Source organism: Pseudarthrobacter sp. B907, from assembly GCF_040137805.1.
GTDB lineage: Bacteria > Actinomycetota > Actinomycetes > Actinomycetales > Micrococcaceae > Arthrobacter.
On record NZ_JBEEQE010000004.1, the window covers coordinates 76,367 to 87,941 of the forward strand.

The 11,575-nt window shown below is 68.2% G+C and carries 14 protein-coding genes and 1 tRNA gene; 5 read left to right on the forward strand and 10 right to left on the reverse strand.

The window, feature by feature from the left end; translation table 11 throughout:
• Positions 1-40: 40 nt before the first annotated feature.
• From ABLI39_RS04760 to ABLI39_RS04780, 5 genes are all read right to left on the reverse strand, one after another.
• Positions 41-769, reverse strand: a complete 729-nt coding sequence (locus tag ABLI39_RS04760; protein WP_349412281.1) for a Type 1 glutamine amidotransferase-like domain-containing protein — start codon at positions 767-769, stop codon at positions 41-43.
• A gap of 32 nt (positions 770-801) precedes the next feature.
• Positions 802-1,206, reverse strand: a complete 405-nt coding sequence (locus tag ABLI39_RS04765) for a VOC family protein (RefSeq protein ID WP_349412282.1) — start codon at positions 1,204-1,206, stop codon at positions 802-804.
• Between the two features lie 21 nt (positions 1,207-1,227).
• Positions 1,228-1,764 carry a GNAT family N-acetyltransferase gene (locus ABLI39_RS04770; protein ID WP_349412283.1) on the reverse strand — a complete coding sequence of 179 codons (537 nt, stop codon included), beginning with the start codon at positions 1,762-1,764 and terminating at the stop codon, positions 1,228-1,230.
• A 178-nt stretch (positions 1,765-1,942) separates the two neighbouring features.
• The gene (locus ABLI39_RS04775; protein WP_349412284.1) at positions 1,943-3,109 is read right to left on the reverse strand and encodes an EAL domain-containing protein; all 1,167 of its coding nucleotides are present in this window, start codon (positions 3,107-3,109) and stop codon (positions 1,943-1,945) included.
• Positions 3,106-3,282 (reverse strand): DUF1059 domain-containing protein, encoded by a 177-nt coding sequence (locus ABLI39_RS04780; protein WP_349412285.1) that lies wholly within the window; start codon positions 3,280-3,282, stop codon positions 3,106-3,108. The genes ABLI39_RS04775 and ABLI39_RS04780 overlap by 4 nt, the downstream gene beginning before the upstream one ends.
• Before the next feature lie 535 nt (positions 3,283-3,817).
• On the opposite strand from ABLI39_RS04780, the gene ABLI39_RS04785 reads away from it, so the two are divergent.
• Positions 3,818-4,324 carry a hypothetical protein gene (locus ABLI39_RS04785; protein ID WP_349412286.1) on the forward strand — a complete coding sequence of 169 codons (507 nt, stop codon included), beginning with the start codon at positions 3,818-3,820 and terminating at the stop codon, positions 4,322-4,324.
• Positions 4,325-4,445: 121 nt separating this feature from the next.
• Here the strand turns inward: ABLI39_RS04785 and ABLI39_RS04790 are convergent, their stop codons facing one another.
• Entirely contained in the window at positions 4,446-4,841 is a 396-nt protein-coding gene (locus ABLI39_RS04790; RefSeq protein ID WP_349412287.1) for a DUF7793 family protein, read from the reverse strand.
• Positions 4,842-4,987: 146 nt separating this feature from the next.
• Between ABLI39_RS04790 and ABLI39_RS04795 the strand changes: the two genes are divergently transcribed.
• A complete protein-coding gene (locus tag ABLI39_RS04795) occupies positions 4,988-5,701 on the forward strand; it encodes an alpha/beta fold hydrolase (RefSeq protein WP_349412288.1) in 714 nt (237 codons plus the stop codon).
• Positions 5,702-5,802: 101 nt separating this feature from the next.
• Here the strand turns inward: ABLI39_RS04795 and ABLI39_RS04800 are convergent.
• Positions 5,803-5,884 (reverse strand) — tRNA-Tyr (locus tag ABLI39_RS04800).
• A gap of 150 nt (positions 5,885-6,034) precedes the next feature.
• A complete protein-coding gene (locus ABLI39_RS04805) occupies positions 6,035-6,289 on the reverse strand; it encodes a hypothetical protein (protein WP_349412289.1) in 255 nt (84 codons plus the stop codon).
• Between the two features lie 200 nt (positions 6,290-6,489).
• Between ABLI39_RS04805 and ABLI39_RS04810 the strand changes: the two genes are divergently transcribed.
• Entirely contained in the window at positions 6,490-6,981 is a 492-nt protein-coding gene (locus tag ABLI39_RS04810) for a YajQ family cyclic di-GMP-binding protein (RefSeq protein WP_138768479.1), read from the forward strand.
• A 60-nt stretch (positions 6,982-7,041) separates the two neighbouring features.
• Here ABLI39_RS04810 and htpX read toward each other — a convergent pair whose 3' ends face one another.
• Both htpX and ABLI39_RS04820 read right to left on the reverse strand, forming a co-directional pair.
• Positions 7,042-7,914: a zinc metalloprotease HtpX gene (gene htpX, locus ABLI39_RS04815; RefSeq protein WP_349412290.1), complete on the reverse strand. Its 873-nt coding sequence runs from the start codon at positions 7,912-7,914 to the stop codon at positions 7,042-7,044.
• A 57-nt stretch (positions 7,915-7,971) separates the two neighbouring features.
• Positions 7,972-9,243: an MFS transporter gene (locus tag ABLI39_RS04820; RefSeq protein ID WP_349412291.1), complete on the reverse strand. Its 1,272-nt coding sequence runs from the start codon at positions 9,241-9,243 to the stop codon at positions 7,972-7,974.
• Between the two features lie 81 nt (positions 9,244-9,324).
• On the opposite strand from ABLI39_RS04820, the gene ABLI39_RS04825 reads away from it, so the two are divergent.
• Both ABLI39_RS04825 and ABLI39_RS04830 read left to right on the forward strand, forming a co-directional pair.
• The gene (locus ABLI39_RS04825; protein WP_349412292.1) at positions 9,325-9,792 is read left to right on the forward strand and encodes a Fur family transcriptional regulator; all 468 of its coding nucleotides are present in this window, start codon (positions 9,325-9,327) and stop codon (positions 9,790-9,792) included.
• Between the two features lie 23 nt (positions 9,793-9,815).
• Positions 9,816-11,321: a catalase gene (locus ABLI39_RS04830; protein WP_349412293.1), complete on the forward strand. Its 1,506-nt coding sequence runs from the start codon at positions 9,816-9,818 to the stop codon at positions 11,319-11,321.
• Positions 11,322-11,575 lie beyond the last annotated feature (254 nt).

Here is an 11,575-nt window from a genome sequence, read left to right on the forward strand (position 1 = left end):
CCATGTTACCCGCCAGTAACAAAGGTGCCAAGGGGTCCCGTCAGCCGGCGGACAGGACGGCCACCGTGGCCTTCTTCCCGGAGCCGCGGATGCTCCAGCAGTTCCCGGCGCCGATCACTTCCAGGTCTTCCAGGTCCGTGTGGCGCAGCACCAGCGCGGTGTTCTCGTCCACCGCCACCGCCCGGTCCACGAGGCCCTCCGCCACGGCCCCGACCGCGCGGCTCAGGGTGCCTGCCTGCGCGGCATGGACATCGACGGCGAACGTCACCAGGCCCAGGCCGTCGCGGACGTCGAGTTCATCGAGGCCTTCGGAGCATTCCTCCGAGCACACCTCGGTGCCCCGGATCCGGTAGCCGCCCACCAGCGCCCGCTGCGGCGCGATCATGGCCCCCGCTGAGAACCCCAAATAAGGCACACTCGCTGCGGCCGCGGCCCGGATCGCCGCCGCCGAGCCGAGCAGGCCCGCGAGGTACTCCGGGGTCGGTCCGCCCCCGACGACGATCCCGTCGACGTCGTCGAACGCCGCCGGATCGGCCGGTTCGCCGGTTCGCAGCAGGACAGGGATCACGTCGCAGGGCATGCGGGCCTGCAGCGGTTCCCGGTAGGCGGGAAAGAAATACTCCGAGCTGCCGTCGCGGTCGAAGAGGACGACGGCGATCCTGGCAGGCCGGCGTCCGCCGGCGCGGTGCCGGACATCCTTCACAAAGCGGTCAAAGACCACCGGGGTTGTGACGGTATCGGGCCCGCCGCCCGCCAGGATGATGCTCATGGGGCCACGCTACCGGCCGGGCAGCCCCGGCGTCAGTCCGCGGCGATCAGCTCGACCTCGAAGCCGTCCGAGTTCACCAGGTAGGCGGCGAAGTGCTCGGGGCCGCCGGCGTGGGGGTACTTCTCCGGAAACAGCTCGGTCCAGCCGTGGGCGGGAGCGTCGGCCGCCATAGTGTCCACCTGCCGCCGGGTGCCGGCATGGAAAGCCAGGTGGTTCAGTCCGGGTGCGGTGCGCCGGTGGGTGGTGCTGCTCAGATCCGGGGATTGCTCGACGACGATGTACGTCGGTCCGCGCCGCCAGCTCCGCCCGTGGGGCCAGTCCTGGTACAGGTCGTAGCCGAGCCGGGTCAGCAGCCAGCCCCACTGGTCCTTGGCGCTGCCTAGCTCCGGCACCCAGAGTTCCACATGGTGCAGCGCACCGAAAGATTCGTCAGTCACTGTGAAAGTCTGGCACGCGGCTCAGTTCAGAATGCGCTGGAACAGGAGGTGGTCCTGCCAAAATCCGGCAATCTGGAGGTACTCCGGTGCCAGGCCGATCTCCTGGAAACCGGCCCGCCGAAGCACTGCCTGGGAGGCTGCATTGTGGGGCAGGGTGGCCGCCTGGATCCGGTGCAGGTCCAGCGGGCCACTGGCAACCTCAACCACGTGGGCCACTGCGGCGGAGCCGACCCCTTGGCCGGTGACGTCCTGGTCCACCCAGTAGCCGAGGTTGGCGCTGCGGAACGGGCCCCGCACGATGCCGCTCAACGTTATGGCGCCCACGGCCCGGTCGCCGGCCAGCAGGATCCAGGGCACTCCGGTTCCTGCGGCAAACATGCCGAGCTTGCCCACGATGTTGGCCCGCTGGCCCTCGGTGGTGACGAATTCCGCCGTCCGCACCGGCTCCCAGGGCGCCAGATGGTCCCGGTTCCGCCGGTAGGCGGCGCCCAGCCTCTCGGCGTCGGAGCCGCGAAGCAGCCTGATGTGGACATCGCCGGGCAAGTCTCCCGCAAGCATGCTTGAACCCTCAGTGATCACATCCCCCATACTCACCGATGCCCGCAGGTCCGCAGCCGGCGCCGCGCCGCCGGCGAGCTGCGCGGTCGCCGGGGATCCGATGCCGAGCTGAGCATGGCGCCTGCCGGGGGCACCGGGCAGTACTCGTTCAGGCTCGTGCCCCCGGGAACGGGCCGGGCTAGTCTGTGGCGCCGTCGTCAGTCCCGTCGGCGGTCCCGGCCACGGCGATGACCATGCGCTCCATCCGGGCGACGCCGGCGAAGCGGCCGGCGTTGTCCGTCACCAGAAGCGGGTCGAACCGCTGGTTCGGCGGCCTCGTCATGGAGCGGGCCAGCGCCTGGCTGAGCGGGGTATCGAGGTTCACCCGCATCCCGGGGCTCACCACCCCGAGTGCTGACGCACCGGCGCCCAGCACCGCGACCGGCCTCAGGTGCTCGCCCAGCAGCACAACGGCGTCCAGCGCTGGGTTGGCCGCGAAGGCTTCGGCCGCCTGCGTGACACTCGTCGCCGTCGCCGCCGGTTCGACGACGTCGCGGACGACCCTCTTGTGGGCCACGGGACGGGCACTGGCGAGGCGGTGCGCGACCTCCAGCTCTATGCCGGCCCAGGGCGGAGCGGGCCTGGCGAGGTAGTAGCCCTGCACGAGCGGGACCCCCAGCGAAACGAGCGCGTCGAGCTCTTCGGCCCGTTCCACGCCTTCGGCCAGGATCCAGGCGTCGACCCGGCTGGCAAACGCGCCGAGCATCCCGATGAGGGCCCGTTTCGCCTCGTCGCGGTCGACGTCCTGGATCAGCGCGCGGTCGATCTTGATCATCGAGGGCCGCAGGTCCAGCAGGTGGCGCAGCCCCGCGTAGCCGGCTCCGGCGTCGTCGACGGCGATCAGGGCGCCGGCGGCGCGCAACTGGTTGAGATCCGGTTCCAGTTCCACATACGACTCGATCGGCGTTTGCTCCGTCAGTTCGACGATGAGTCCGCCCAGCGCGCCCTCGTCCCGCCAGACACGGCGGATGTCCTCCGAGGTGAGCAGTTCCGGCGAGACGTTCAGGGTCAGGAAGCAATTCGCCGGCAGCGCGGCGCGCGCCTTCAGCGCGGTACGCAGCGCCGCGGACTCAAGCTCGGCGGCTTTTCCATGCTCCCGCGCGGCCGCAAACCAGGCCTCGGGGTTTTTCTCGGCGTAGCCGGGGAACCGTGCAAGGGCCTCATAGCCCACCACGGCGCCCCGTGCGGTATCGACGATGGGCTGATAGGCGGCCGCCAGCCCTTCGCCGCGGCAGGCCGAGGCCAGCAGGCTGTCCCAGCCCGGCGGCCCGGGCTCCGGGCCTGGCCCGCCTGCCGCGTGCGTCAACTAACCGGGTGGATCGCTTTGTGGACGGATTCAACCAATTCGGCGGGCAGATCGGTCAGGCCATGCACCGTGGCGGCGTGCGCCCCCACCTGGACCAGGATCTCGTCATCCGTGCTGCAGACCCACCGGGCTTCGCAACCGGGGACCACGTCACCACATGCAAACGACTTCACTTCAGCTCCTAGGACTCAATGATCAACGGCCCCACCCTACTCTGCAGTAGCTGGGATCGGGCCGAGGGCGTGTTCCGGTGTCGCCGTGGCGGCCGGCGGCGCCGGGCGCACCGCAGGCCTGATTTATGGGCTCCGGCACTGTTGTCCCTACCTTCATCGGGCTATCGTGGTTGGTGAACGAACCTCTCCGTAGACTCAATGACGAGGCGGGGTGTCGTTCCTGCCGCAGCCGGTCGAGGATTACCATTCCGCGAACCCCCTGTTGGCGTTGGGGCAGGCGCGGGGGGTCCCCAAGAAAAACAGACCGTGCCCTGGCGCGACAGGCGCGCACCACTCACACCGGGCACGGAGCCCCGAATGCGCTGGCTACGCGCTTTCTCCGCCCGCCGCGGCCCCAGGCCACCCAGGCTGTCTTTGACGCGCGGTCCTGCGCCGGATTTTTTCGGGGCCCATCACCGCAGGCGTCTTGGGAGGCTGCATGCCCACGTCCGGACGGCTGCGGCTCATCAGGATGAAACTCACGCTAGGAAACCTCATGAAGAGCTCAATACGACTGGCCGGCGTCACTTTGCTTGCCGGCGGACTAGGCCTCGGCGGCACCGTTCTCTCCGCAGGAGCGGCATCGGCGGACACTGGGCTGAAGACAACGGCAAGCATGTCGGGCGACCACCGGGATTTCAGGGACGATACCTGCAACAACAGGCACGACTCCTCGCACGGCTGGTGGGACTCCAAAGGCCGTTTCCACGACCGCGATGACCGCAACGGCTGGCGCGACGACAACTGCAACTGGCGTTCCGACGACGACTTCGATGGCCGTTGGCGCGACAGGGACGGTTGCGAGCACGACCGCTGGGGCTGGTGGAGCCATGACGGCAGGTTCAATTGGGACGATCGTCGCGACGACCGCAGCTCATGGAGCCACGACAATGGGAACGGCAATTCCGGAGACCACCGCTCCGACCACAACTCCGACAAATGGGTAGACCACAAGAACGACAAGAAGGACAACAAGGTCCACGACAATTGGAGCAAGAACTAGCTGGCAGGGAGGCAGACTAACGTTCCCGCGCGCCGGGGACAACGGGGGGCACCGTCGAGGCGGCGCCCCTCAGCCGTGCCGGCGCGGCCCTAACAGCGGGCAGCTGGGGGCGGCGGAGACTTCAGCCCGGGACGCACTGGGCCGCGTCGTCGCTGGCGGCCAGCTCGCCCAGCCACGCAAGCGCCTCCGAGGTGGAGGTGAAATACCGTTGCGGGCATTCGTTGCCGCGGCGCATCCACGCCGCGACCACCCGGTCCACATTCGATTCGCCGACCAGTGCCACGGAGGAGACGAAGCGGCTGTCGAGGTAGTGGTTGCGGGCACCGGCGCTCAGCTTGACGTCACTGATGTCGATCAGCAGGGGCAGCAGCCGCCCGGCGCTGATTTTTGAAATGGCCAGGACGGATTCGGCCGCGTCCGCAGTCTCCAGCGCGGAGCCGCCGGCCCAGACCAGCCGGAGAATGCCGGTCTCATCCAGGCTGAGCGTACCTTTGCCGGCCGCCAGGACTATTTCCATCGTGATTCCCCTCCCGCGACAGAATAGCGCGTTGCGGGCAAAAACGTGATGCCCGTTACGTTTGCGTCCGAAAAATGACGATCCGGCCGTAAAAGGTACCCGCGTTGCGCCAGCCACGCGGGTACCGGAGCGCGTAGGGTGCCGCCATGGACATCATCCTGGTTCCCGGGTTCTGGTTGGATGCGTCGTCATGGTCGGAAGTCACGCCGCCGCTCGTCGCCGCGGGCCATCGGGTCCACCCGCTCACGCTGCCCGGACTCGAAGCGGCAGACGCGCCGCGTGCGGGGATTGGCCTGCGCACCCACATTGACGCCGTCGTGGCCGCCGTTGACGGCATTGACGGCCCGGTGGTGCTGGTGGGCCATTCCGGCGGCGGGGCGATCATCCATGGCGCCGTGGATGCGCGCCCGGACCGTATTGCCCGCGCCATCTATGTGGACAGCGGCCCGCTGGGGGCCGGTGGTGTCATCAACGATCAGCTGCCGGCCGAGGGCGATGAGGTACCGCTGCCGCCCTGGGAGCTGTTCGACGACGAGGATCTCGTCGACCTGGACCAGGAACTGCGGGCCGCCTTCCGCGCCCGCGCCGTGCCGGAACCCAAGGCAGTGGCCCAGGACCGGCAGGAGCTGCACGATGAGCGGCGCTACGACGTTCCCGCCACCATCATCGCCTGCGAATTTCCGTCGTCGCTGCTCCGGGAATGGATTGCGCAAGGAAACCCCTATGTAGCGGAGCTGGCGCGGATCCGCGACGTTGACTATGTGGACCTGCCCACCGGGCACTGGCCGCAGTTCACCAGGCCGGCGGAACTGGGGGCGGTCATTCTCGCCGCCGTCGACGCCACAGCGGTTGCTCCATAACTGCCGTTTTCACGTTCCATAACGGCGTCTACGGAGCAGTCGCCGGCCAATAGAACAAAAAAGCCTCCGGAACCGATGGGTTCCGGAGGCTTTTTCGAGGGTGGCAGATGAGGGATTCGAACCCCCGTAGGCGTTGCCAGCTGATTTACAGTCAGCCCCCTTTGGCCGCTCGGGTAATCTGCCGAACTTCAAAAGAAGATCACTCGCGGCTTCCGTGTTCGGAACACCTGTTTCCAGTCCGTTCCGCTTCCAGCAACCGCGGGCAAGACAACTTTACAGAACTTCCGCCGAAGAATCGAATCGGCGCCATTAGGCCCCCGGAGGCCCGGAAAATCAAGCTTCGCCGAGGATGCGGCCGGCAATCCTGGCCTCGAACTTGGCCGCCTGCTCCGCCGTGACCTGGTTGAGCTGCACCGCCCGGGCCAGGTCCGCCTGCACCCCGTCCAGGCGGGCGGATGCCTCGGCCGCAGGGCTGAGGATGATCGAGGCCGCCAGCGCCGCTGCGGCCACCGACGTTGCCGCCGACGAGAGCGAGCTTGCGGCTGCGGCGGTGGTGCTGGTGACGTAACGGACGGCTTTGCGGTTCATGTGCCTTGCCTTTCAAGCGGCTCTTCCAACGGCTACAACTCTGCCGGACATGGCTTCGTTCCCGCCGTGGTTCAGCTTTGAGCCAACTGTGAAGGCCGGCCTCCCGCCGCACCTTCACAACCGGAGCATCCGTACTAGGCTGGAATGCAGGAAACACCGCCCTGCAGGAGGGCGCCCGGACAACCAACAGGAGGACAGTCATGGCAGGCGAATCCACATTCGACGTCGTCAGCAAGGTCGACAAGCAGGAGGTCGCCAACGCGCTGAACCAGGCCCAGAAGGAACTGGCGCAGCGCTACGACTTCAAGGGCGTCGGCGCCGAGGTCGACTTCAGCGGCGAGAAGATCCTGATGAAGGCCAACTCCGAGGAGCGGGTGCTGGCCGTCCTGGATGTGCTCCAGTCCAAGCTCATCCGCCGTGGTATCTCGCTGAAGTCCCTCGACACGGGCGAGCCCTACCCCTCCGGCAAGGAGTTCCGCCTCGAGGCGACCATCAAGGAGGGCATCGCCCAGGACCTCGCGAAGAAGATCAACAAGCTGATCCGCGACGAGGGGCCGAAGTCGGTCAAGTCGCAGATCCAGGGCGACGAGCTCCGCGTGACCTCCAAGTCCCGCGATGACCTGCAGGAGACCATGAATCTGCTCAAGGGCTTCGACGAGGCCGACCTGCAGTTTGTGAACTTCCGCAGCTAGCAGGGCGGCACGGGCCGGGCTCCAGCGTCATCCTCGACGCCGGGCCCGGCTTTTTCGTGCCTACACCAGCGGCCGGCCGGCCATCCGCTCGAGCCGGCCGATCCGTTCGCTCATCGGCGGGTGCGTGGAGAACATCCGGGCCATGCCGCCGCCGCGGAACGGGTTGGCGATCATCAGGTGCGAGGCGTTCACCAGCCGCTGGTCCTGCGGCAGCGGCGCGAGCTGCACGCCCTGCTCGATCTTGCGCAGGGCCGAGGCGAGCGCCAGCGGGTCGCCGGTGAGCGCGGAGCCGTCCTCGTCGGCGTCGTACTCCCTTGTCCGGGAGATGGCCATCTGGATCAGCGAGGCAGCGAACGGCGCCAGCAGCGCCATGGCAAGCAGGGCCAGCGGGTTGCCGTTGCGGCGGTCGCCTCCGCCGCCGAAGAAGAGCAGCATCTGGCCCACCGAGGTGATCACGCCGGCGACGGCGGCCGCCACCGAGGAGGTCAGGATGTCGCGGTTGTAGACGTGCATCAGCTCGTGGCCGAGCACGCCGCGGAGTTCGCGGGCGTCGAGCAGCTGCAGGATGCCTTGCGTGCAGCAGACCGCCGCGTTCTGCGGGTTCCGGCCGGTGGCGAACGCGTTCGGCGCCATGGTCGGCGAAATGAAGATTCGGGGCATCGGCTGGTTGGCGCGGGCCGAGAGCTCCCGGACAATCTGGTACAGCTGGGGCGCCTCGGCCTCCGTCACCGGGTAGGCCTGCATGGAACGGATGGCGATCTTGTCGCTGTTCCAGTAGCCGTAGGCGGTGGTGCCGACGCCGATCAGCGCCATGATCCAGATGGGCGCCGCGCTGCGTGTGCCCGACCCGATCAGCGCGCCCAGGCCCAGCAGCACCGCCCAGAGCACGCCGAACAGGGCCGCCGTCTTCAGTCCGTTGTGATGGTTGTGCACTGATCCTCCCGCATGCCCGGGTGTCCCCAACAGATCACCCATTTGAGAAACGAACCGCTAAGGGACCGGGTTCCGCGCATCGTACGCCAGGAAGCCGGACTGCCAGCGGGCCACCAGCCAGGCCACCACCGCGCACAACACACCGCCCGCGAGCAGGACCCAGCCCTCACTGAGCAGCTTAGTCGCGCCACCCGCCAGCATGTCGCCCACCCGCGGCCCGCCCGCCACCACCACCACAAAGACCCCCTGCAACCGGCCACGCAGGTGGTCCGGGGTGGCGGACTGCAGGATGGTGGTGCGGAAGACGGCGCTGACGGAATCGGCAATGCCGGCGAGCGCGCAGCACACGGCGGCCGGCAGCAGCCACAGGGTCACACCCCCGGCGCCGGAGCGGCCGGCGAGCACCACCACAAGGCCCAGGCCGGCGATCGAGGCGCCCCAGCCCATCACGGACCAGACCACGGCGGCGCCCTGGGCCCGGACGGCCCCCAGTGGGCCGGAGAACAGCCCGGCGAGGAAGGCGCCGACGGCGGTGGAGGCAAGGAGGATGCCGACCGTGGCCTCGCCGCCGCCGATCATCAGCGCGCCGACGGCGGGCAGCAGGGCCCGCGGCTGGGCCAGGATCATCGCGACGAGGTCAATCACGAAGGTCATGCGCAGGTTGGGCCGGGTGCCGAGGAAGCGGAAGCCTTCCACAACGGAGCGCAGGCCCGCCCGGTGCGAAGCCTGCCCCGGCGGCATCGGCGGCAGCTTGATCAGGGCCCAGACCACAAACGCGAAGCTGGCCACGTCGATCGTGTAGGTCCAGGCGAAGCCGACCGCTGCGACCAGCACCCCGGCCAGCAGCGGTCCGGCGGTCATGGTCAGGCCGAAGATCATCATGCTCAGGGCGTTGGCCGCCGGCAGCAGTTCCTTGCGCACCAGCACGGGGATGATGGCGCTGCGGGCCGGCTGGTTGATGGCCTGCGCGCCGCTCTGCACTGCCACCAGGGCATACAGCAGCCACACATTTCCCAGCTGCAGCCAGGCCTGCAGCGCCAGGGCGCCGGTGGTCAGCCAGAGCACCGCGGAGGCGAGGAGCGCGACCTTGCGGCGGTCGTGGGCGTCCGCGATGGATCCGCCGAGGAGTCCGCCGATAACCAGCGGCACCAGGGCGAAGATGCTTAGCAGGCCCACGTAGAGGCTGTCCTGGGTGAGCCGGTAGACCTCGAGGCTCACGGCCACGAGCGTCAGCTGGCTGCCCAGCGCCGAGGCGGCGGACCCCAGCCACAGGCGGCGGAACGCCGGGCTTTCGCGCAACGGCGTGATGTCCGCCAAGAATTTCCCCACCCGGCAACTCTAGTGGGACGCAAATGCGAAATAAGCCGAACCTTATTGTGAACAGCTAAAAATAAGTGCTTGAATGGGGCCATGACGGATTCCGCGGGCAGCAGCGAAGCATGGGCAGCCGCCCTGCGCGCCCACGGCCGCCGGGTGACCAAACAGCGGCTGGCCGTGCTGGCCGCCGTCGAACGCCACCCGCACTCGCCGGCGGAGGGGATCCTCGCCGCCGCCCGCGAGGAGCTGCCGGAGCTGACGGCGCAATCCGTTTACGTGGTCCTCGGCGACCTGACCGGGCTGCAGATGCTGCGCCGGTTCGAACCACCGCACTCCCCGGCGCTGTACGAGACACGGGTGGGCGATAACCACCACCACGCCGTGTGCATCAGCTGCGGCCGCGTCGAGGACGTCGAGTGCGCCGTCGGCCACGCGCCGTGCCTGACTCCGCACTGGGATGCCGGCGCCAAGCCGATGACCATCCAGATCGCGGACGTCCTGTACCAGGGCATCTGCGAGGACTGCCAGCGCACCCAAACACTTCCCGCCGACCGTAACTAGTTAGAAACAGAAATAGGAGAACGATGACTCAGAACATCTCTGCGCCCGCAGTGTCCACGACCCAGTCCGGTGCCCCCGTCACGTCCGACGCCCACTCGCAGTCCGTCGGTGCCGACGGCGCGATCATCCTCACCGATCACTTCCTGATCGAGAAGCTGGCCCAGTTCAACCGCGAGCGCGTGCCGGAGCGTGTGGTGCACGCCAAGGGCGGCGGCGCGTTCGGTACTTTCAAGACCACCGGCGACGTCTCGCAGTACACCAAGGCCGCATTGTTCCAGCCGGGCACCGAGACGGACATGCTCATCCGCTTCTCCTCCGTCGCCGGCGAGAACGGCTCCCCGGACACCTGGCGTGACCCCCGCGGCTTCGCCGTGAAGTTCTACACCACCGAGGGCAACTACGACCTGGTCGGCAACAACACCCCGGTGTTCTTCATCCGCGACGGCATCAAGTTCCCTGACTTCATCCATTCGCAGAAGCGCCTCCCCGGCAGCCACCTGCGCGACGCGGACATGCAGTGGGACTTCTGGACCCTCTCCCCCGAGTCCGCGCACCAGGTCACCTGGCTGATGGGCGACCGCGGCCTGCCGGCCTCCTGGCGTGAAATGCAGGGCTACGGCTCGCACACCTACCAGTGGATCAATGCCGCGGGCGAGCGCTTCTGGGTCAAGTACCACTTCAAGTCCAACCAGGGCGTCAAGTCTCTGACCGGCGACGAGGCCGAGTCGCTGGCCGGCTCGGACGCGGACTTCTACATCCGCGACCTGCAGGAAAACATCGCCGCCGGCAACTTCCCGTCCTGGGACCTGCACGTGCAGGTTATGCCCTACGAGGACGCCAAGACCTACCGCTTCAACCCGTTCGACCTCACCAAGGTCTGGCCGCACAGCGACTACCCGCTGGTCAAGGTCGGCACCATGGAGCTGACCAAGAACCCGGAGAACTACTTCGCGCAGATCGAGCAGGCCACCTTCGCGCCGTCGAACTTCGTGCCGGGCATCGCCGCGTCGCCGGACAAGATGCTGCAGGCCCGCATCTTCTCCTACGCCGACGCACACCGCTACCGCGTGGGCACCAACCACGCCCAGCTCCCGGTGAACCTGCCCAAGAGCCAGGTCAACAACTACAGCCAGGACGGCGCGGGACGCTACCACTTCAACGCGCCCTCGGTTCCGGTGTACGCCCCGAACTCCGTCGGCGGCCCGGCTGCCGTGGAGCCGCAGAGCCCGGCCGGCGGCTGGGAGAACGACGGCGAGCTGACGCTCTCCGCGCACTCCCTGCACGCTGAGGACGGCGACTTCGGCCAGGCCGGCACGCTGTACCGCGAGGTGTTCGACGACGGCGCCAAGGCGCGCCTGCTGGACACCATCACGGGCGCCGTGGGCGGCGTAAAGAGCCCAGCCATCAAGGAACGCGCCATCCAGTACTGGACCAACGTCGACGCCGAGCTCGGCGCGAAGCTGCGCGCCAACCTGGGCGCCGCCGCTGCCGGTACCTCGGACGCCGAGGCGGCCAACAAGGTCGGCTAGCTGCCCCCAGCACCAAAGAACACCCCGACGCGGAGATCCGCGGCGGGGTGTTCTTGACTTTAAGGCGCGGGCGCCGGTCCCCTGGCGGCACCCCATGGTGTGGCCAGCGTCGCACTCCCAGTGTCGAAGCGGCCGTAGGGGTACATTTTCGCGGCACTTCCGGACACCCGCGCCGCTGGCGGACCAGTGCCCCCCCCCCCGGATCCGGGATGCACTGGTCCACTTCCGTAGCGGAAATCCCGTTCCGCAGCGGA

Coding starts and splice junctions, on each gene's coding strand:
- ABLI39_RS04810 (WP_138768479.1), top strand. CDS start 6,490: ATGGCAGGCGAATCCACATTCGACGTCGTCAGCAAGGTCGACAAGCAG.
- ABLI39_RS04790 (WP_349412287.1), bottom strand. CDS start 4,841: ATGGAAATAGTCCTGGCGGCCGGCAAAGGTACGCTCAGCCTGGATGAG.
- ABLI39_RS04830 (WP_349412293.1), top strand. CDS start 9,816: ATGACTCAGAACATCTCTGCGCCCGCAGTGTCCACGACCCAGTCCGGT.
- ABLI39_RS04795 (WP_349412288.1), top strand. CDS start 4,988: ATGGACATCATCCTGGTTCCCGGGTTCTGGTTGGATGCGTCGTCATGG.
- ABLI39_RS04825 (WP_349412292.1), top strand. CDS start 9,325: ATGACGGATTCCGCGGGCAGCAGCGAAGCATGGGCAGCCGCCCTGCGC.
- ABLI39_RS04785 (WP_349412286.1), top strand. CDS start 3,818: ATGAAGAGCTCAATACGACTGGCCGGCGTCACTTTGCTTGCCGGCGGA.
- ABLI39_RS04805 (WP_349412289.1), bottom strand. CDS start 6,289: ATGAACCGCAAAGCCGTCCGTTACGTCACCAGCACCACCGCCGCAGCC.
- ABLI39_RS04760 (WP_349412281.1), bottom strand. CDS start 769: ATGAGCATCATCCTGGCGGGCGGCGGGCCCGATACCGTCACAACCCCG.
- ABLI39_RS04770 (WP_349412283.1), bottom strand. CDS start 1,764: ATGCTTGCGGGAGACTTGCCCGGCGATGTCCACATCAGGCTGCTTCGC.